The 20,022-nt window shown below is 71.4% G+C and carries 15 protein-coding genes; 13 read left to right on the top strand and 2 right to left on the bottom strand.

The annotated features are described in order from the left end of the window. Positions 1 to 118: 118 nt before the first annotated feature. Positions 119 to 2,959, top strand: a complete 2,841-nt coding sequence (leuS, locus tag Dfulv_RS38985) for a leucine--tRNA ligase (RefSeq protein ID WP_259858821.1) — start codon at positions 119 to 121, stop codon at positions 2,957 to 2,959. 273 nt (positions 2,960 to 3,232) lie between these two features. Then, positions 3,233 to 3,355, top strand: a complete 123-nt coding sequence (locus tag Dfulv_RS38980) for a hypothetical protein (RefSeq protein ID WP_259858820.1) — start codon at positions 3,233 to 3,235, stop codon at positions 3,353 to 3,355. A gap of 555 nt (positions 3,356 to 3,910) precedes the next feature. Here the strand turns inward: Dfulv_RS38980 and Dfulv_RS38975 are convergent. Both Dfulv_RS38975 and Dfulv_RS38970 read right to left on the bottom strand, forming a co-directional pair. Then, positions 3,911 to 4,618 carry a type 1 glutamine amidotransferase gene (locus tag Dfulv_RS38975; RefSeq protein ID WP_259858819.1) on the bottom strand — a complete coding sequence of 236 codons (708 nt, stop codon included), beginning with the start codon at positions 4,616 to 4,618 and terminating at the stop codon, positions 3,911 to 3,913. Next, positions 4,608 to 5,852, bottom strand: a complete 1,245-nt coding sequence (locus Dfulv_RS38970) for a MurT ligase domain-containing protein (protein WP_259858818.1) — start codon at positions 5,850 to 5,852, stop codon at positions 4,608 to 4,610. Before Dfulv_RS38970 ends, Dfulv_RS38975 begins: the two co-directional genes overlap by 11 nt. Before the next feature lie 445 nt (positions 5,853 to 6,297). Between Dfulv_RS38970 and mraZ the strand changes: the two genes are divergently transcribed. From mraZ to Dfulv_RS38915, 11 genes are all read left to right on the top strand, one after another. Beyond that, entirely contained in the window at positions 6,298 to 6,729 is a 432-nt protein-coding gene (gene mraZ / locus Dfulv_RS38965) for a division/cell wall cluster transcriptional repressor MraZ (protein WP_259858817.1), read from the top strand. A gap of 230 nt (positions 6,730 to 6,959) precedes the next feature. Further along, positions 6,960 to 7,931 carry a 16S rRNA (cytosine(1402)-N(4))-methyltransferase RsmH gene (gene rsmH, locus Dfulv_RS38960; protein WP_406567865.1) on the top strand — a complete coding sequence of 324 codons (972 nt, stop codon included), beginning with the start codon at positions 6,960 to 6,962 and terminating at the stop codon, positions 7,929 to 7,931. Continuing rightward, the gene (locus Dfulv_RS38955) at positions 7,931 to 8,452 is read left to right on the top strand and encodes a hypothetical protein (RefSeq protein ID WP_259858816.1); all 522 of its coding nucleotides are present in this window, start codon (positions 7,931 to 7,933) and stop codon (positions 8,450 to 8,452) included. The genes rsmH and Dfulv_RS38955 overlap by 1 nt, the downstream gene beginning before the upstream one ends. Positions 8,453 to 8,682: 230 nt before the next feature. Next, a complete protein-coding gene (locus tag Dfulv_RS38950) occupies positions 8,683 to 10,833 on the top strand; it encodes a peptidoglycan D,D-transpeptidase FtsI family protein (protein ID WP_259858815.1) in 2,151 nt (716 codons plus the stop codon). A gap of 45 nt (positions 10,834 to 10,878) precedes the next feature. Further along, positions 10,879 to 12,354 carry a UDP-N-acetylmuramoyl-L-alanyl-D-glutamate--2,6-diaminopimelate ligase gene (locus Dfulv_RS38945; RefSeq protein WP_259858814.1) on the top strand — a complete coding sequence of 492 codons (1,476 nt, stop codon included), beginning with the start codon at positions 10,879 to 10,881 and terminating at the stop codon, positions 12,352 to 12,354. Further along, complete coding sequence (locus Dfulv_RS38940; RefSeq protein WP_259858813.1) at positions 12,351 to 13,757, top strand: UDP-N-acetylmuramoyl-tripeptide--D-alanyl-D-alanine ligase; 1,407 nt, start codon at positions 12,351 to 12,353, stop codon at positions 13,755 to 13,757. The genes Dfulv_RS38945 and Dfulv_RS38940 overlap by 4 nt, the downstream gene beginning before the upstream one ends. After that, positions 13,754 to 14,875 (top strand): phospho-N-acetylmuramoyl-pentapeptide-transferase, encoded by a 1,122-nt coding sequence (gene mraY / locus Dfulv_RS38935; RefSeq protein ID WP_259858812.1) that lies wholly within the window; start codon positions 13,754 to 13,756, stop codon positions 14,873 to 14,875. The genes Dfulv_RS38940 and mraY overlap by 4 nt, the downstream gene beginning before the upstream one ends. 423 nt (positions 14,876 to 15,298) lie before the next feature. Then, entirely contained in the window at positions 15,299 to 16,702 is a 1,404-nt protein-coding gene (locus Dfulv_RS38930; protein WP_259858811.1) for an FtsW/RodA/SpoVE family cell cycle protein, read from the top strand. Beyond that, entirely contained in the window at positions 16,702 to 17,808 is a 1,107-nt protein-coding gene (gene murG, locus Dfulv_RS38925) for an undecaprenyldiphospho-muramoylpentapeptide beta-N-acetylglucosaminyltransferase (protein WP_259858810.1), read from the top strand. The genes Dfulv_RS38930 and murG overlap by 1 nt, the downstream gene beginning before the upstream one ends. Next, positions 17,805 to 19,238 (top strand): UDP-N-acetylmuramate--L-alanine ligase, encoded by a 1,434-nt coding sequence (murC, locus tag Dfulv_RS38920; RefSeq protein ID WP_259858809.1) that lies wholly within the window; start codon positions 17,805 to 17,807, stop codon positions 19,236 to 19,238. Before murG ends, murC begins: the two co-directional genes overlap by 4 nt. A gap of 6 nt (positions 19,239 to 19,244) precedes the next feature. After that, the gene (locus Dfulv_RS38915) at positions 19,245 to 20,003 is read left to right on the top strand and encodes a cell division protein FtsQ/DivIB (protein ID WP_259858808.1); all 759 of its coding nucleotides are present in this window, start codon (positions 19,245 to 19,247) and stop codon (positions 20,001 to 20,003) included. Positions 20,004 to 20,022 lie beyond the last annotated feature (19 nt).

Here is a 20,022-nt window from a genome sequence, read left to right as displayed (position 1 = left end):
TTCTTAGCGAGCCGTGCTGACGCACTAGCTGCGACGGCACGGCGACCCCTCCTGCGTGAGGGGTTTTTTCATGCCCGGACAATGCTGGGGAATCCCGAGAACTGAGGTGGGGACAGTCATGAGCGAGGCAGTGACCGACGGAGCGGTCGACATCCCGCCGTACCGCTATACCGCGGCGATGGCGGGCGACATCGAGGCATGCTGGCAGGACTACTGGTCCGAGCAGGGCACGTTCCAGGCCCCGAACCCGACCGGCCCGTTCAGCGATCCGAACCACCCCCGTGCCGGGGCGCCGAAGCTGTACGTGATCGACATGTTCCCCTATCCGTCGGGCGCGGGCCTGCACGTCGGTCACCCGTTGGGGTACATCGGCACCGACTGCTACACGCGGTACTTCCGCATGGTCGGCTACAACGTCCTGCATCCGATGGGCTTCGACGCGTTCGGCCTGCCCGCCGAGCAGTACGCCGTGCAGACCGGCACACACCCGCGCACCACGACCGAGGCCAACATCGAGCGGTACCGCAGCCAGCTGCGCCGCTTGGGCCTGGCCTACGACGACCGGCGCAGTGTCGCGACGACCGACACCGAGTTCTACCACTGGACCCAGTGGATCTTCCTGCAGATCTTCAACTCGTGGTTCGACACCGACCTGCGCAAGGCGCGGCCGATCGCGGAGCTGATCGAGCAGTTCGAGGCGGGCACCCGGGCGACGCCGGACGGGCGGGCCTGGGCCGGCCTGTCCGCGGTCGAGCGGCGGCAGATCGTCGACGACCACCGGCTGGCCTACATCTCCGAGGCGCCGGTCAACTGGTGCCCGGGGCTGGGCACGGTGCTGGCCAACGAGGAGGTCACGCCCGACGGACGCAGCGAGCGGGGCAACTTCCCGGTCTTCAAGCGCAGCCTGCGCCAGTGGATGATGCGCATCACCGCGTACGGTGACCGGCTGCTGGACGACCTGGACCGGCTGGACTGGCCGGACAAGGTCAAGACGATGCAGCGCAACTGGATCGGCCGGTCGCGCGGCGCGCACATCGAGTTCCCGACCGAGGCCGGCACGCCGATCCGGGCCTTCACCACGCGCCCCGACACCCTGTTCGGCGCGACGTACATGGTGCTGGCCCCCGAGCACGAGCTGGTCGACGCGATCGTGCCGGCGGCGTGGCCGGGCGGTACGGCCAACGAGAAGTGGACCGGCGGCAAGGCCACGCCCGCCGAGGCGGTCGCCGACTACCGCGCCTTCGCGGCGGGCAAGACCGACGTCGAGCGGCAGGCCGACGCGAAGGAGAAGACCGGCGTCTTCACGGGTGCGTATGCCACCAACCCGGTCAACGGCGCGAAGATCCCGATCTTCATCGCCGACTACGTGCTGGCCGGCTACGGCACGGGCGCGATCATGGCGGTGCCCGGCCAGGACGAGCGGGACTGGGAGTTCGCCGAGGTCTACGAGCTGCCGATCATCCGGACGGTACAGCCCAGCGAGGGCTTCGACGGCAAGGCGTTCCACGGCGAGGGCCCGGCGATCAACTCCGGCTTCCTGGACGGGCTGGACATCGCCGACGCCAAGGCGAAGATCATCGAGTGGCTGGAGGCCAACGGCCACGGGCAGGGCGCGATCACGTACCGGCTGCGCGACTGGCTGTTCAGCCGCCAGCGGTACTGGGGCGAGCCGTTCCCGATCGTCTACGACGCGACCGGCATGCCTGTCGCGCTGCCCGAGTCGATGCTGCCGGTGACCCTGCCGGACGTCGAGGACTTCTCGCCGCGCACGTTCGACATCGACGACGCCGACTCGATGCCGGAGACGCCGCTGTCCCGGGCCAAGGAGTGGGTCGAGGTCACGCTGGACCTGGGCGACGGCCCGAAGACGTACACCCGCGAGACCAACGTCATGCCGCAGTGGGCCGGCTCGTCGTGGTACGAGCTGCGCTACCTGGACCCGGCGAACCCCTCCGCGCTGGTCGACCCGGCCAACGAGCGGTACTGGATGGGCCCGCAGCGTGACGGCGACGTCGGCGGCGTCGACCTGTACGTCGGCGGGGTCGAGCACGCGGTGCTGCACCTGCTGTACGCGCGGTTCTGGCACAAGGTCCTGTTCGACCTGGGTTACGTGTCGTCGGAGGAGCCGTTCCGCCGGCTGTTCAACCAGGGGTACATCCAGGCGTACGCGTACAAGGATCCGCGCGGCGTCTACGTGGAGGCCGAGAAGGTCGAGGAGCGGGAGCCCGGCAAGTACTTCTACGGCTCCACCCCGGTGGAGCGCGAGTACGGCAAGATGGGCAAGTCGCTGAAGAACGTCGTCACGCCCGACGAGATGTGCGAGCGGTACGGCGCCGACACCTTCCGCGTCTACGAGATGTCGATGGGCCCGCTGGACGTGTCGCGTCCGTGGGAGACCCGGGCGGTCGTCGGCGCACACCGCTTCCTGCAGCGCGTCTGGCGCCTGTTCGTCGACGAGCAGACCGACGCTCCGCGGGTGGTCGACGGCGCGGTGGACGACGAGACCCGGCGGCTGCTGCACCGTGTGATCGACGGCGTGCGGGTCGACATCGAGGAGATGCGCTTCAACACGGCCATCGCCAAGCTGATCGAGCTGACCAACCGGGTCACGCAGGTGTCCTCGGCGGGCACGGCGCGCGAGGTGGCCGACCCGCTGGCGCGGATGATCGCGCCCTTCGCCCCGCACCTGGCCGAGGAGCTGTGGCAGCGGCTGGGCAACGAGTCCTCGATCGCATACGCCGACTTCCCGGCCGCAGAGCCCGCGTTCCTGGTCGCCGAGTCGGTGACCTACCCGGTCCAGGTCAACGGCAAGGTCCGCGGCAAGATCGAGATCGCCGCCGACGCGCCCGAGGATGCCGTACGCGAGGCAGCCCTGACCGCGGTCGAGTCCCACCTGGCCGGCAAGCAGCCCAGGAAGGTCATCGTCGTGGCGGGCCGCATGGTCTCCGTGGTGGTCTGATCCCGGGTTCGGCAAAACGCTCGTGGCCCGGCACCCGCGAAGTCCTCGCAGGTGCCGGGCCGCGGCGTTCGTAGTTGCCGGCCCCCGCAGCCGTCGCACGTCGTGCGTCTTTGCGTGTCCGGGTTGTGCCACTCATCCGGGTGGGGGTCGAGGGCGACCCGCTCGGGTGGCTCGCTGGCGGGCTGCGGTGGGTCACGGCGTCCGAGTGTGGCGAGCGCAGCGGCCTGACGCGCCGGTGGTGGGTTACGGCGGCCGCAGGTCACGGCGCCGGCCGTGGTGAGCACAGCGACCCGGGCGGTGCTGGAGGTCGAGCGTCTCGGGCTGGTGGTGCTGGAGGTCGAGCGCCTCGTGCAGGGAGTGGGCGGTGGCCAGAGGGGGCGCGTCTCGCTCGGGTAGCTCGCTGGCGGGCTGCGGTGGGTCACGGCGTCCGAGTGTGGTGAGCACGGCGACCCGGGTGGTGCTGGAGGTCGAGCGCCTCGGGCAGGGCAGCGGGCGGTGGCCAGCGGGGGCGCGTCTCGCAGGTGGTGCCAGAGGCCGAGTGCCTTGCTCAGGCGGTGTCGGGCGGTGGTCGGGCGCCTTGCGTAGGCGGTGCCGCCCAGTGGCCGGAGGCCGATCCGCGTCCTGCGCCCTTGGTCAGCCGCGACGCACTGGCTGCTGCGATCTGTGGCCGCTTCCCGCCCCCATGACGCGCTGCCCGGGGACATTCCAGACATCTTGGTGCATCGACGTCGGGCGATGCGTTCGGTTCCTCATGATCCCGGAGACTTTTGGTCGCTCAGCCAGCGCAAAGTCTTCGGGATCATGAAACGATGCCCGCCATCGCCTCGACGTCCATCGATTGTGTCCCGATATGTGGTTCGCGGCACCGTTCGGGGTCCGACGGCTGGCCGGACTGAGTCGCGCGGCGCCGAAGCCGTCGGGAGCGGACACTCCCGACGGCGGCGAGCGGGGTCAGCGGACCGCGGACAGGCGCTCCTCGCGCAGGCGGGTCGGCCAGCGGTCGTCGATCGGCTCCAGCGTCAGGCCGGTCGCCCAGCGCAGCAGCAGGTCGGCGAGTGCGGGGTTGCGGGCCAGGGCGGGGCCGTGCGAATACGTGCCCAGGATCTTGCCGTGCCAGGCGCCCTCGGACGTGCCGTCGTTGCCGATGCCCGACGCCACCCGGGCCACCGGGCGGACGCCCTGGCCCAGGTGGGTGCGGCCACCGTGGTTCTCGAAGCCGGTCAGCGTCGGCAGTCCCAGCATCGGGTCGCACTCGCCGGTCAGCTCGCCGACCGCCCGGGTCTCGCCGCGGTCCGACGTGATGTCGAGCAGGCCGAGGCCGGCGCACTGGGTGCCCTTGGCGAAAAAGGAATGGCCCATCAGCTGGTAGCCGGCGCAGACCGAGAACACCGTCGCGCCGCGGTCGATCGCCCTGTGCAGGCCGCCGTCGCTGATGAGGCGCTGCGCGGCCAGCGCCTGCGGGCCGTCCTCGCCGCCGCCGATCAGGTAGACGTCGCCGTCCGACGGGACCGGGTGGTCGGCCCGGACCTCGGCGCACTCGACCGGCAGGCCCCGCAGGTCGGCGCGCCGGGCGAGGATCAGCAGGTTGCCCCGGTCGCCATAGGTCGACAGCAGGTCGGGGTACAGCCAGATGAGGCGAAGGTGCGACTCAGTTGACACGGTCCAGCTCCGCTCGGATGTCCTGGAATGCGGTGTAGTTGGCGATGACCTCCAGGCGGCCCGGAGGCACCAGGGACAGTGCCTGCCCGAACGACTTCACGTGCTCGAACGGCACCTCGTTGACCTCCAGGCGCACGGCCAGGTCCATCGCCCGGTCGCCGGTCACCAGGACCCGCCGGCCGCGCAGCGGGGAGAAGTCGACGTCGTAGAGCCACGACGTGTCGAGGCCGTCAGGGTCGCGGGCGTTGATCGACAGCAGGGTCGGCACGTCCTCGGCCATGTCGAACGCCTCCAGCCAGCCGGCCGGGTTCTTCGACAGCAGCAGCCGGATGGTGCGCCCGTCGCGGACCACCGTGGCGTAGCGGCCGGCGATGGAGGCGACCTTCGACAGCTCGGGGACGCCCTTGGCCGGCGGGACGCCGAACTGCGCGGCCACGGCCAGGGCGGTCGCGGCGTTCGCGCGGTTGACCCGGCCGGGGAGCTGGAGCTCGATGTGGTGATACGTCCCGGTGTTGTCGACGACGCCGTCGCCGCTGACCGTCCAGTGGGGGATCGGGCGCGTCAGGTTGCCCTGCACGCAGGACCACTGCTCGCCGTTGCGCTCGATGGACGCGCCGCACTCCGGGCACACCCACGAGTCGTCGTGGAACCGCTGGCCGGCGGCGACCCAGGTGACCGGGGTGCCCTCGGCGACGGCCTTGCCGGCCGCCCAGACCACCATCGGGTCGTCGGCGTTGGCGACGAGGTGCAGCCCGCGGCCGGGGAGCGCGTCGCGCCACAGGGCCGCCATCATGGCGACCTCCTTGGCCCGGTCGAGCTGGTCGCGGCTCAGGTTGAGCAGTGCGACGACCTTCGGCCCGGTCTGGTCGAGCACCTGCTTGAGGTAGTGCTCGTCGACCTCCAGCACCGCGTAGGGCGTGGCGCCGGCCTTCGCCAGGGCCGACGTGTGCCCGGTCGGCATGTTGGCACCGAGGCTGTTGGTGGCGACCGGGCCGAGCACGCCCATCGCCGCCGCGGTGAGCCGTGTCGTGGTGGTCTTGCCGTTGGTGCCGGAGATCAGGGCGATCTGGCGGCCCGCGGCGAGTTCGGCGAGCAGGTTGGGGTCGATCATCAGGCCGATCCGGCCACCGATGACCGAACCGTCCCCCCGGCCGGTGGCGCGGGACAGCGCGGCGGCACCGCGCGATATCGAGGTGGCGAGCTTGGCCCGCATCGGCAGCTTGTTGTCCGTCATCTCGCTTCCACGGTGTTCGGGATGCGCTGACCCTACCCGGCCGCCGCGACACTCCCAATCAGCCGACCCTCCCGAGCGCTCCCGCGGCAGTCCCGGGGAGCCCCCCACTTGACCCCACCGTCGAGCCCGGAATTGCTCCACTTTCCTCCACCGCGGCGCGGCGCGAGTGGACGACCTCGGCGAAGTCGGCCCTCGTGGGGTGTTTCGCCCGATTTGCGGCCTGACCGAACCGCTGGAATCACCCATCGGCGGAACGGTCAGCTCCACCGTCCTCCACCCGGCCTCACCCTGTTTGACGTGGGAATTCTTCACGGACCCCGGTGTCGCGTCGGGCGGTTTTCCGTTGACGGTGGAGGGAAGTGGAGTACAGTGGAGCGCGATGGCGGAGCCGGGGGGCTCGGCCGGCCCCGGGGGGACCGCTTGCGGTGGGAAGGGGTGGTTGTCGATGTTTCTCGGCACCCACACTCCCCGCCTCGACGAAAAGGGCCGGTTGATCCTGCCGGCCAAGTTCCGGGATGAGCTGGCGGGAGGTGTCGTGATCACCAAGGGACAGGAGCGCTGCCTCTACGTGTTCCCGACCGCCGAGTTCGGCCGGATCGCCGAGCAGCTTCACGCACAGCCGATGACCCACAAAGCCGCCCGGGCCTACAGCCGGGTGTTTTTCGCCAGCGCTCACGACGAGGTTCCCGACCGGCAGGGTCGGGTCACCATCCCGCAGCATCTCCGCGAGTATGCCGGGCTGGACCGCGAGCTTGTCGTGATCGGTGCGAGCACCCGGGTGGAGATCTGGGACCGGCAGTCGTGGGACACCTACCTCGCCGAAAGCGAAGAGGACTTCGCTGGAATCGAGGAGGGGGTGCTGCCGGGCGGGCTGTGAGGTCCATCTGCAGACACCGAGATCGCCGTACCGCGAGTTCTCCAGCCGCTCCAATGTCCTGACGCCACTTCCCCGGCGCCAGGGCGGAGTGAGCGGATGGGGAGCTGGCGGTACGGCGCTCGTGCACTACCGCACCTGTGCGCGTGATCGGGATTGAGGAACGAGCGCGCTGGGCATGCAGGATCAGCAGTATCGGCGGGCCGCGAACCCGCCGCGGTAGGGGGTCGACGATGGGGGAGCGGGACATTCATGTTCCCGTGCTGCTCGAGCGCTGCCTCGAGCTGCTCTCCCCAGCGCTGGCCCGGCCGGGCGCGTTGTACCTCGACGCCACGCTCGGCCTCGGAGGTCACGCCGAGGCCGTGCTGCGCGCGCACCCGCAGGTGCGCCTGCTCGGCCTGGACCGTGACCCGCAGGCGCTGGGCCTTGCGGGTCAGCGGTTGGCGCCGTTCGCCGACCGGATCCGCCTTGTGCACGCCGTTTACGACGAGCTGCCCGAGGTGCTGGACGGCGAGCAGATCGACGGGGGCCTGTTCGACCTGGGCGTCTCGTCGATGCAGTTGGACGACGCCACCCGCGGGTTCGCCTACGCCCAGGACGCACCGCTGGACATGCGCATGGACCAGACCCGCGGCATCACCGCGGCCGAGGTGGTCAACACCTACAGCCATGGTGACCTGGCCCGGGTCCTCCGGGTGTACGGAGAGGAGAAGTTCGCCTCCCGTATCGCCCAGTTCGTCGTCCGGGAACGGGCCAAGGCCCCGCTCACGAGTTCGGCCCGCCTTGCCGAGCTTGTCCGCGAGGCCATCCCCGCACCGGCACGACGGACCGGCGGTCACCCGGCCAAGCGCACGTTCCAGGCGCTCCGCATCGAGGTCAACGGCGAGCTCGCCGCCCTCGGGCGGGCCGTTCCGGCGGCGCTCGACGCGCTGAAGCCGGGCGGGCGTCTGGTGGTGATGTCGTACCAGTCGCTCGAGGACCGCCTGGTCAAGCAGGCGATCGCCGAGCGGACCCGCTCGACCGTGCCGGTCGAGTTGCCGTTCGAGCCGCCCGGCAGTGAACCCGAGCTGCGGGCGCTCACCCGGGGGGCCGAGCTTCCCGACGCGGCCGAAATCGCGGCCAACCCGCGGGCGGCGTCCGTGCGACTCCGCGCCGTGGCGCGACAGGACCGTCCGAACAGGACAGACACATTGGGGGAGGTGTGATGAACGTGACGACACTGCCGGCCGACCGGCAGCGCAGCACTCAGCAGGCAGCACCGCGGTCGGGGGGCCGGACCACGGCGCGTGCGGCTGAGCCGAGGCTCCAGAACAACCTGACCGACGGCGCGACGGCGCTTCAGCCGGCGCGCGAGACCACGACGCCGGTCGGCACGCCCGCCAAGAAGACGTCCACCCGGTTGCGGGTGGCGCCGCCGGCGCCGGTCAGTGCGCCGCGGGCGCCCTTCGTGGCGCTCGTGCTGGTGCTGGTGCTCGCCGGCGTCATCGGCATCCTGGTGCTCAACACCAGGATCGCCGAGAACGCCTTCAAGCTCGACGCGTTGAAGACCAAGCAGTCCAGCCTCGACCAGGACGAGCAGCGGCTGCGCAGCGACCTGGCCAACAAGGAGTCGCCGGTGACCCTCGCGTCGCGGGCGAAGCAGCTGGGTCTGGTGCCCTCGCGCACCCCGGCCTTCCTGCTGCTGCCCGACGGCACCAAGTTGGAGATGCCCGGTCCGGGCAAGTAGTCAGGCGGTTTCCAAGTCCATAGTGGACAGACGACGGGAAGTTCAGGACGATGGCGGGCGACACTCCTGATCGGCGGAGCAGCACGGAACGCCGGGACGCGGCCGATCGTGGAGTGGACGGGCGTCAGAGGACGGGCGGTCGCGCGGGCGCGGGGGGTGCCGGCGCGACCGCCCGTTCCCGCACGGGGGGCGAAAGGAACCGCAGCGGCGGCGGCACGGGCGAGCCGCCGGTGCGCGGCACCATGTCCGAGGCCCGGCGGTTCACACCGCGGGGCCGGTCGGTCCGCGACGCGTCGGTGGAGGCCGGCGGCCGCGGCGACCCCTTCCGCCCGGCGCTGGAGGTCCTCCAGGGCGGCCGTTCGGGCCAGCCGCGCCGGACGAACCCGCAGAAGACCGCACGCCAGGCGAACCCGCAGCAGGCGACACCCCAGAAGGCGGCACCCCAGAAGACGGCGCAGCGCCGGACCACGAGGACGGCCGAGCGGACCGTCGCCGCCACGCCCGTGAAGGGTGGCACGGCCCGTACCGCCGCGGCGAAACGGACAGCGACCCGGGGAACCACGCCCGTCCGGAAGCCCCGCAAGCGGAGCCGGGTCAAGGTCCCGCGGCTGGCCCGGCGGCCCAAGCTGCCGAAGCTCGCCGAGCCGCGCCGCCGGCTGCGCCTGGCCACCGTGCTCGCGCTGCTGATGTTCGGCGCGATCGGGGTGCGGCTGATCCAGTTGCAACTGACCGACGCCAGCGCCTACGCCGCCGCGGGACTCAAGGACCGCCTCGTCAAAGAGGTGCTGCCCGCGTCGCGCGGCGCGATCCTGGACCGCAACGGCAAGATCCTCGTGCACTCGGTCGAGACCCGGTTCGTCGCCGCGGACCCGATGGCCGTCAAGGATCCCGAGGAACTCGCCGACAAGCTGTTCACGATCCTCGCCAAGTACGGCGTCCTGCGCTCCGACCTGGTCCGCAAGATGACGCCGCACAAAGCCGCGGACGGCAAGACCAACGTGCGCTTCGAGTATCTCGTGCACCAGATCGACGTCGCCGACGGCGACCGCATCAAGGCGCTCGGCGTCGGCGCGCTGCGGGTCTCCCGCGACGAGCGCCGCGAGATCCCCGGCAACGACCTGGCGTCCAACATCATCGGGTTCACCAGGAAGAGCGACATGTCCGGCCAGCTCGGCATCGAGCAGCAGTTCGACGCCCAACTGCGTGGCATCGACGGCCTCCACGTGTACGAGCGGGGCGGGGGCGACCTGGACAAGCCGCTGCCGCGGGGGTACGACGAGCTGAAGCCGGCCCACCCGGGCAGCTCGGTCGAGCTGACGGTCGACGCCGACCTGCAGTACTCGATCCAGAACACGCTCTTCGAGCGCATGCAGCCGCTGAACGCCAGTTTCGCCACGGCCATCGTGCTGGACGCCAGGACGATGGAGGTCATGGCGATGGCGAGCTACCCGTCGTTCGCCGCGGCGGACCCCGGCAAGTCGCCGCCCGGCCAGCTCAAGGACCAGTGCACGGCGACGGTCTTCGACCCCGGCTCGATCCACAAGGCGATCATCATGGGTGCCGCGCTGCAGGAGGGCATCATCACTCCCTCCAGCACGGTCACCGTCAACTCCGAGGTGAGGAAGGGCGGCGTCAGCTACAAGGACCACCCGCCGCAGAAGAACGGCACGCAGATGACCATCCCGGGCATCCTGGCGCTGTCGTCGAACGTCGGCACGATCGCCGTCGCCGATCGGCTCGGCAAGGACAAGGTGTTCGAGTACCAGCGGAAGTTCGGCCTCGGTGAGCGGACCGGCGTCGGCCTGCCCAACGAGTCGGCCGGCCTGCTGCAGCCGCCGGAGAAGTGGAGCGGCTCCGACCCGGGCTCGATCCCGATCGGCAACGGCTTCGCCACGACGGCGATCCAGATGGCCGCCGCGTACGGCGCGATCGCCAACGACGGCCTCTGGGTGCAGCCCACCCTGGTCCGCAAGATCATCACTCCGGACGGCTCGGCGACGAAGCCGCCGGCCCAGCAGACCCGCCGGGTGCTCGACCCGCAGCACGCCCAGGAACTGCGCGTCATGCTGGAAGGTGTCACCACGCTCGACGAGGCGACCGGCCGCCAGGCGTCGATCCCGGGGTACCGGATCGCGGGCAAGACCGGCACGTCGAAGCTGGCGGAGAATGGCGGGTACGCGTCCGGTGACGTGGTGTCGTTCATCGGCATGGCCCCGGCGGAGGCGCCGCGGTACATCGTGGCGGTGAACGCCCACGTGCCCGGCGGCGGTGGTGGCTCGGTGGCGGCGCCGGTGTTCAAGGAGATGATGGCGGTCACCTTGAGCAACTTCGGTGTCGTGCCCACCGGCACCCAGGCTCCGAAGTTGACGATCTACCCGTGACACCGGGTCTGGCGTCCAGCGGTGGGGCGGGTAGGGTCTGACCCCGTGCCCGGCTATCCCCGTCCGAGGAATGTCCGCCCCGTGCTCATCGCCGAGCTGGGGGGCGTGGGCGATGTCGCTGTCACCGGAGTGACGCACAGTAGCTCTTCGGTTCGCCAGGGTGATCTTTATGCCGCGCTGCCCGGTGCGCGCGTCCACGGCGCACAGTTCATCCCGGAGGCGGTGGCCAACGGGGCGGTGGCGGTGCTCACCGACAGCGCCGGTGCCGCCAGGGCGCAGGGCCTGCCCGCCGTCGTGGTCGACGACCCACGGGCCGCGCTCGGGGACATCGCCTCGAAAGTGTACGGCGAGCCGAGCCGCCGCCTGACCACCGTCGGCATCACCGGGACAGCGGGCAAGACCTCCACCACGTATCTCGTCGAGGCCGGTCTGCGGGCCGCCGGGCACGTCACCGGGCTCATCGGCACCGTCGAGACCCGGCTGGGCGACCTGGTCGTCGAGAGCGCCCGCACCACACCCGAGGCGACGGACCTGCACGCGCTGTTCGCCACGGCGCTGGAGCACGGCGTGCGGTCGATGGTGATGGAGGTGTCCAGCCACGCGCTGGAGCTCGGCCGGGTCGGCGGGGTGCGGTTCGCCGCCGCCGGCTACACCAACTTCGGCCTGGACCACCTCGACTTCCACCCGGACGTGGACGCCTACTACGCGGCCAAGGCACGGCTTTTCGACGGCCGGGCCGCGATCGAGATCCTCAACCTCGACGACGCCAACGTCATGAAGCTGCGCAAGCCCGACACGTGGACGTATTCGGCGGCCGGCACCGAAGGGGCCGACTTCCGGGCGACCGACTTCGCCGTCGACGGCTACACCCAGTCGTTCACGGTGCTCCACCAGGGGCGCTCGGTGCGCTCCGGCGTCCAGCTGCCCGGCCGGCACAACGTCGCCAACGCCCTGCTCGCCATCGCCTCTCTCGTCGCCGTCGGCGTGGAGCTGGAGGTCGCGGCCCCGGCCGTGGCCGCCGCGCCCGGCTCGCCGGGGCGGATGGAGCGGGTCGACGCGCCGGGCGACGTCGTCGGGGTCGTCGACTACGCGCACAAGCCCGACGCCATGGTCGAGGTGCTCGCCGCCCTGCGCACCCTCGCCGCCGCGCGCGGAGGGCGGGTCATCTGCGTCGTCGGCGCCGGCGGGGACCGCGACCGCGGCAAGCGCCCGCTGATGGGCCGGGCCGCCGCCCAGGGTGCCGACCTGGTCGTCGTCACCGACGACAACCCGCGCACCGAGGACCCGGCCGCGATCCGCGCCGAGATCCTCGCCGGGACCCACGAGGGCACCGCCACGGTCGTCGAGGTCGACGGGCGTCGGGCCGCCATCGCCTACGCCGTCGAGCAGGCCAAGCCCGGCGACGTGGTGACCCTGCTGGGCAAGGGGCACGAGCGCGGCCAGGAGGTCAACGGCGAGGTCCTGCCGTTCGACGACCGGGTCGAGCTGGCGGCCGCACTCCGGACGGCGGCGGCCTCGTGATCCCTCTGACGTTGGCGGACATCGCGTCGATCACCGGCGGCGCGCTGCACGGCTCCGACGGCTCACCGGTGGTCGACGGCCCGGTCGAGTACGACTCCCGCAAGGTCAGGCCCGGCGGACTGTTCGTCGCGTTCGTCGGCGAGAAGGTCGACGCCCACGACTTCGCCGCCAAGGCCGTCACCGACGGCGCCGTCGGCGTCCTGGGCAGCCGGCCCGTCCCCGACGTGCCGACGATCGTGGTCGAGGACCCCCGGCACGCGCTGGGCCTGCTCGCACACGCCGTGCTGGAGCGGCTGCCGGAGCTCACCATCGTCGCGATCACCGGCTCCTCCGGCAAGACCAGCACCAAGGACCTCATCGCCAAGCTGCTGGCGGTCCAGGCGCCCACGGTCGCCACGACCGGCTCCGAGAACAACGAGCTCGGCACGCCGTACACGGTCCTCAAGATCACCGCGGAGACCCGTTTCCTGGTGCTGGAGATGGGCTCGCGCGGGGTCGGGCATCTGCGGTACCTCTGCGGCATCGCCCGGCCCGACGTCTCCGTCGTGACCAACGTCGGCAACTCGCACCTCGCCGAGTTCGGCTCCGTCGAGGGCATCGCGCTGGCGAAGGGCGAGCTGGTCGAGGCGCTCGAGCCGGCCGGACTCGCGGTCCTCAACGCCGACGACGACCGGGTGCGCGCGATGGCCGCCCGGACGTCCGCCCGCGTGGTGCTGGCGGGCGAGTCGGAGGCCGCCGAGATACGCGGCACCGACGTGGTCGCGCTGGAGCGCGGCCGGTTCGGCTTCACGCTCCACGTCCCGGGCGCCTCGCCGGTTCCGGTCCGGCTGGCGACCGCGGGACGGCACCAGGTCGGCAACGCGCTCCTCGCCGCCGCCGTGGCGTCGCACGCCGGGGTGGAACCGGCCGCGATCGTCGCCGCCCTCGGTGACCGCGAGGGCTTGTCGACCCGAAGGATGGATGTCTTCGACCGTGCCGACGATGTCACGGTCATCGACGACTCGTACAACGCCAACCCGGCGTCCATGGCGGCGGCGCTGCACGCGCTCGCCGCGGTGGCCGGCGGGCGGCGCAAGATCGCAGTGCTCGGCTCCATGGCGGAGCTGGGCGAGTACGAGCGAGCCGGCCATGAGGAGGTCGGTCGCCTCGCCGCGGAACTCGGCGTCGACCGCCTCATCGCCGTGGGCGAGCAGGCCGCGCCGATCCTGGACGGGGCGGCCGCCGTGGCGAGTTGGGGAGGAGACTCGGTGCTCGTGACCGATCAGGAGGCCGCCGTCGCGCTGCTGCGTGGCTCGCTGCTTCCTCGCGACGTGGTCCTCGTCAAGGGATCGCGGTACCGGACCTGGGACGTCGCCGACGCCCTGCGTTCCCACAATGAGCCGGGCGGGGTGTCCGCCAAGTGAGGGCCGTCTTCGTCGCGGCCTTCGTGGCATTTCTCATCTCGCTGTTCGGCACGCCGATCGCGATCAGGTACTTCACCCGCCTCAAGGCGGACCAGCCCATCCGCTCCGAGGGCCCGCAGACCCACCTCGGCAAGAAGGGCACGCCCACCATGGGCGGCGTGGTGTTCATCTTCGCCACGCTCGTCGCCTACACCGGCGGGCACATCGCGCTGACCACCCTGCCGGAGAAGCAGCTGCGCCCGAGCGGCCCGACCGCCACCGCCGTGGTGCTGCTCGGCCTCTTCGTCTTCACCGGACTCCTCGGCTTCCTCGACGACTACCTCAAGGTCGCCAAGCGCAACAGCGACGGGCTCAACAAGCGCGGCAAGCTCATCGGCCAGGCGCTGATCGGCGCGATCTTCGGGGCCATCGCGCTGTACGTGCCGGCGACGCAGACCGGCCGGCAGGTCGTCACGACGGTGGCCAGTCCGAAGCTGTCGTGGGTGCACGACATCGACTGGTTCAACATCACCAAGATCGGCGCGGTCATCTTCTTCGTGTTCGTCGTCATGTCGATGTCGAACGCGGTGAACCTGACCGACGGCCTCGACGGTCTCGCGACGGGCACCTCGATCCTGGTCATCGGCAGCTACATGGCGATCGCCTTCTGGCAGTACCGCCACTGGTGCGCCGACGAGTCGTACACGGCCGGCTACTGCTACGACGTGCGCGACCCGTTGGAGATGGCCCTCATCGCCGGCGCCGCGGTGGGCGCCCTGGTCGGCTTCCTGTGGTGGAACACCTCGCCCGCGCGGATCTTCATGGGCGACACCGGCTCGATGGCCCTGGGCTCGCTGATCGCCGGCCTGGCGGTGGCCACGAAGACGATTCTGCTGCTGCCGCTGATGGGCCTGCTGTTCTTCATCATCGTGGTGACCTGGATCATGCAGATCGGCTCCTATCGCACGACCGGCAAGCGCATCTTCCGCATGGTGCCCCTCCAGCACCACTTCGAGCTGGCCGGCTGGAGCGAGGTCAACATCGTGGTCCGGTTCTGGATCATCGCCGGCTTGGGCATGGCCGCCTCCCTGGGCCTGTTCGCGGCCGACTTCCTGCGGGTGATGAGCGGCTCCGGCTGACCTGCGCGACGAGGCGCCCGGGGTGCGACTGACCTGCGTCGCGAGACGGTGGGCAGTTGAACGATGTATCCATGCCGGCGGGCGTTCGCCGGCGTGGATACCCGTTCGCGCGCTCGGTGACGCATCCCGCCCGGCCACCCACGACGTGCCATTGGGTCCAGCCGTGCGAGTCGACCATCGGGGTCGGCCGGGCGGATCTGTCCGGCCGAGGCGCCGCGATGCGGGCCGGTGATGGCGCCCGGCCCTGATGCGGTGCCTTCCGGTGCTTGGCCCCGCGGGCGGGTGATCCTCATCGGATGTTGATCGGGAGCAACGGAAATATCCGACAAGTCGGTGCATAGGCGGCGCGGCGCGACAGCGCCGGGCGACACGCGGAGCGCCGGGTCGGGAACGTGACGGGTCGGACCCCGGATGATGGTCCCCATGCGCGGTGAGGGGGATCAGGAGACGGCAACCGGCGGCGGGTGGCCGACCGCGTGGCTCGACACGCTGCGGGGGCTCCTCGACCGGCCGCTCGCCTCGTACTACCTGCTGCTCTCCAGCGTCGGCCTCTTGGTCTTCATCGGCCTCGTCATGGTCTTCTCCGTCACCAGCATCGACAACTACGCCACCACGGGCAGCCCCTTCACCTCGATCGCCAAGCAGATCCTGTCCGCGGTCGTCGGCCTGATCGCCTTCTGGGTCTGCCAGCGGCTGCCGGTCCGGACGTTCCGCGCGGTGGCGGCACCGCTGATGATCGGTGCCTTCGTCCTCATGGGGTTCGTCGACCTCATGGGCTGGCTGGCCGCCCGGCGCACCCCGCCCGACGAGAAAGTGCAGCCCATCCACCTCGGGCCGATCTGGGTCGACGACCTGTGGCTGCACGTCGGAGGGTTGCAGCTCCAGCCCGCCGAGCTGGCCAAGATCGCGCTCGTGGTGTGGGGTGCCGACCTGCTGGTGCGCAAGGGACGCAGCATCCTGGCGTGGCGCCAGCTGTTCATGCCGCTGTTCCCGGTGGCCGTCGGGCTGCTCGTCCTCGTCGGCTACAACGACCTCGGGTCGATGATCTGCATGGTCGTGCTCTTCACCGGGCTGCTCTGGGCGGCCGGGGCGCGGCTGCCCGTCTTCGCCTGGCTGGGCGGGCTCGCGCTCGCCGGCATCGTGGCGCTCATCCTGCTGCCGTCCGGCAAGGACTACCGGCTCGACCGGATCAAGGTCTTCTTCGACCCGAGCATCGACCCCAAAGCCGAGCACGGGCGGTACCAGTACCTGCGCGGCCTCTGGGCGGTCGCCAACGGTGGTTGGTTCGGCGTCGGCCTCGGCGAGGGGCACCTGAAGTGGGGCCGCCTGCCCAACGCGCACAACGACTTCATCTTCGCGATCGTCGCCGAGGAGCTCGGTGTCGTCGGGTGCCTGGTGGTGCTGCTGCTCTTCGGCATGCTGACGTACACCGGGCTACGCATCGCCAGGAGGGTCGACGACCCCTTCCGCCGGCTCGTCGCCGCGTCGATCACGATCTGGTTCGTCGGCCAGGCGATCATCAACATCGGCGGTGTCGTCGGCCTCATGCCGATCACGGGCCTGCCCCTGCCGTTCATCTCCGACGGCGGCAGCGCGCTGGTGGTGGCGCTCGGCGCGGCCGGGATGCTCACGTCGGCGGCCCGCGCCGAGCCGGACTGCGCGCGAGCCATGCATGCCCGTCCGCCGCGGAAATGGGTGCGACTACTCTGGGCGCCGTTGCCGCCGTTGCCGCGCGCCCGCGCGGACGACGACGGTGAGGCCCCCTCGACACGCGCGACGGGCCGGCCCACGACGCTCTCGGGGTCGACCCGCGGAAGGAGCACCTGATGGCAGCGCTGCGCTCGGTGGTGCTGGCCGGCGGAGGCACCGGCGGACACATCTACCCGCTGCTCGCCTTCGCCGACTGCCTGCGCAGGCACGACCCCGGTCTGCGCATCACCTGCATCGGATCGCCGCGGGGCATGGAGTCGGAGATCATCCCGCAGCGCGGCTACGAGCTGCGCCACGTCCCGGCCTACCAACTGCCGCGGTCGGTGAACATGAACCTGGTCCGCACGCCCGACCGGATGTGGAAGGCGGCGAAGGCGACCCGCGAGATCCTCGACGAGGTCGACGCCGACGCGGTGGTCGGCTTCGGCGGCTACGTCTCCGTCCCCGCCTACCTCGCCGCCTGGCGGCGCAAGACACCCACGATCATCCACGAGGTCAACGTGCCGATCGGCGTGGCCAACAAGATGGGCATGCGGTTCACCAAGCACCTCGTGCTCGGCTTCCCGCACCAGGCGCGGCAGATGCCCGCCGTGGCGAACGCCGCGGTGGTGGGCGTCCCGCTGCGGCAGGGCATCGCCACGCTCGACCGGGCGGCGCTGCGGGCGCGGGCGCGGGCGCACTTCGGGCTCGACCCCTACCTGCCGACGCTGTTCGTGTTCGGCGCGTCGGCCGGCGCCCGGTCGATCAACCTGGCGGTGTCCGGCGCGGCCAAGCACATCACCGCGTCGGGCGTGCAGGTCCTGCACATCATCGGTGCGCGCAACGACGACGTCGAGGTGCCGACCGGCCTCCCCGCGCCTTACGTGAAGATCAAGTTCCTCTCCGAGATGGAGCTCGGTTATGCGGCCGGCGACCTGGCACTCTGCCGCGGCGGGGCGATGACCTGCGCGGAGACGGCGGCCGTGGGCATGCCGGCGATCTACGTGCCGCTGCCCTGGGGCAACGGCGAGCAGCGCCGCAACGCACTGCCGGTGGTCGAGGCAGGGGGCGGCCTGATCGTCGAGGACGGCGACCTGTCGCCCGAGTGGGTCATGGAGACGGTGGTACCGCTGGTGCGTGACCGCGCCCGGCTGGAGTCGATGAGCCGCGCGGCCGCCGGCTACGGGCGTCGCGACGGCGACGAGGCGCTCCGGCGGTACCTGCTGAAGGTGGTGGGAGCATGAGCACTCCGCTGACCGCTGAGGACCTCGGCCGGGTCCACCTCGTCGGTGTCGGCGGGGTCGGCATGAGCGGCCTCGCCCGGCTGCTGCTGACCAGGGGCATCCCGTTGTCCGGCAGTGAGCTGCGCGAGTGGCCGCAGCTGGCGGCCCTCAAGGCGCTCGGCGGCACGATCTACCGCACCCACGAGCCGGCCAACCTCGACGGGGTCGACACGGTCGTCTACTCGACGGCGATCCCGCAGGACCACATCGAGCTGGTCACGGCGCGCGAGCGCGGCCTGCGGCTGATGCACCGCTCGGAGGCCCTGGCCGCGACGATGGTCGGCCGGCGCAGCATCGCCGTCGCCGGCACGCACGGCAAGACCACGACGACGTCGATGATCACGTTGATCCTCCAGCACGGCGGGGCCGACCCGTCGTTCGTGATCGGCGGCGAGATCTCCGAGGCCGGCTCCAACGCCCACCACGGCAGCGGCGACCTGTTCGTGGCCGAGGCCGACGAGAGCGACCGGTCGTTCCTGCTCTACAACCCGCACGTCGCGGTCGTCACGAACATCGACGCCGACCACCTCAACACCTACGGCGACCTGCAGGGTCTCGAGGACGCCTTCGTGGAGTTCTGCGGCCGGGTCGAGCCGGGCGGCTTCGTGGTGACCTGCGCCGACGACGCCAGGGCGATGCGCATGGCGGTGCGGGCCCGGGCCGACGGCGCCGACGTGGTCACCTACGGCACCGCGCCCGACGCCGACCTGCAGATCAGCGAGGTCCGCTCGTCGGTCAACGGCGTGCGGTACGTCGCCCACCACGACGGCGTCCCGCTCGGCGAGGTCTTCCTGCCGGTCCCGGGCGCCCACCTCGGGCTCAACTCGGCCGGCGCGATCCTCACCGCGGTGCGGCTGGGCATCCCGGCCGAGACCGCGATCGAGGCGCTCGCCGCGTTCCCGGGCGTCCGGCGGCGGTTCGAGTTCAAGGGCGCCGAGTCGGGCGTGAAGATCTACGACGAGTACGCCTACCACCCGGTCCCGATGGCCGCCGCGCTGCGGACGCTGCGCGAGGTCGCCGCGGGCGGCCGGCTCGTCGTGGTCTTCCAGCCCTACAGGATGTACCGAACCCGGGATTTTCAGACGGAGATCGCCGAGGCGCTGTCGCTCGCCGATGAAGCGATCGTGATGGAGGTCTTCGGGCCGGGTGAGCTCCGCGAGCCGGGGGAGGGCGGGGTGGCGCTGACCGCCGCCATCGACCTGCCCGCGGACCGCAAGGTGTTCGTGCCCTCGTGGGAGGACGTGCCCGGCGAGGTCGTCGCACGCGCGCAGGAGGGCGACGTGGTCGTCACCATGGGCGCCCCGCCGATCTCGCTGATGGGCGACGAACTGCTCGCCGCGCTCAAGAGCGCCTCGAACGGATACGTCGGCCGCCACTCGCGCGGGGACTGATCGCCGTTGACCCAGACGCGCGGATGGCGCCTCGTCCTCGCTCCTCGCGACGCACCCCAGTCGGTGCGGCGGTTCGCGAAGCGGGCGAGGCGGGAGCGCCTCCGCGCGGCACGGCCGTGGCTGATCGCGTTGGGGGTCGTCATGGTCCTCGGCGCGGCGGCGGCCGTCGTGTTCGCCTCGCCGGCACTGGGCGTCGAGCGGATCCGGGTCGTCGGCGTGTCGGTGCTCTCCCCGGATGCGGTACGTGCCGCGGCCGCCGTCCGCCCCGGCACGCCACTGGCCCGGCTGGACCGTCGCGTGGTCGAGCGCCGGGTGCGTGAGCTCAAGCCGGTGCGCACCGTGACCGCCCGGGCCGACTTCCCGGACACGCTGGTGCTCACGGTGGAGGAGCGCACCGCCGTGGCCGTGGTGCCGAAGGTCGGCGGGTTCACGCTGCTCGCCGCGGACGGCGTCGCCTACCTGCCGGTCGAGTCGGCGCCGGTCGGGCTCCCGGTCGTGCGGATCGCCGATCCGGAGCCGGGCGACTCGACCACCAGGGCCGCGCTGACGGTCCTCGCCGCGCTCCCACCTGTGCTGCGGGTGTCGATGACCGCGCTCGTCGCCGAGTCGCCGACGCGGATCCGGCTCGAGCTCACCGACGACCGCGTGATCGTCTGGGGCGACGCCACGGAGAACGAGGCCAAGGTGCGCGTGCTGCAGTTCACCGAGGTCGCGCCCGGCCGCACGCTCGACGTGAGCGCGCCGGGCGTCGTGGTGGAGCGGTGAGCCGTCCCGACCTGCCGGC

Source organism: Dactylosporangium fulvum (genome assembly GCF_025137375.1).
In the GTDB taxonomy this organism is placed as follows: domain Bacteria; phylum Actinomycetota; class Actinomycetes; order Mycobacteriales; family Micromonosporaceae; genus Dactylosporangium; species Dactylosporangium fulvum.
Note: the sequence above shows the minus strand (reverse complement) of the source record. Positions and strands in the feature narration are given on the sequence as shown.

What these genes read in the sequence shown, in the direction of transcription:
- leuS (WP_259858821.1), top strand. Translation starts at nt 119, where the DNA reads ATGAGCGAGGCAGTGACCGACGGAGCGGTCGACATCCCGCCGTACCGC.
- Dfulv_RS38970 (WP_259858818.1), bottom strand. Translation starts at nt 5,852, where the DNA reads ATGACGGACAACAAGCTGCCGATGCGGGCCAAGCTCGCCACCTCGATA.
- mraZ (WP_259858817.1), top strand. Translation starts at nt 6,298, where the DNA reads ATGTTTCTCGGCACCCACACTCCCCGCCTCGACGAAAAGGGCCGGTTG.
- rsmH (WP_406567865.1), top strand. Translation starts at nt 6,960, where the DNA reads ATGGGGGAGCGGGACATTCATGTTCCCGTGCTGCTCGAGCGCTGCCTC.
- Dfulv_RS38955 (WP_259858816.1), top strand. Translation starts at nt 7,931, where the DNA reads ATGAACGTGACGACACTGCCGGCCGACCGGCAGCGCAGCACTCAGCAG.
- Dfulv_RS38930 (WP_259858811.1), top strand. Translation starts at nt 15,299, where the DNA reads ATGCGCGGTGAGGGGGATCAGGAGACGGCAACCGGCGGCGGGTGGCCG.
- murG (WP_259858810.1), top strand. Translation starts at nt 16,702, where the DNA reads ATGGCAGCGCTGCGCTCGGTGGTGCTGGCCGGCGGAGGCACCGGCGGA.
- murC (WP_259858809.1), top strand. Translation starts at nt 17,805, where the DNA reads ATGAGCACTCCGCTGACCGCTGAGGACCTCGGCCGGGTCCACCTCGTC.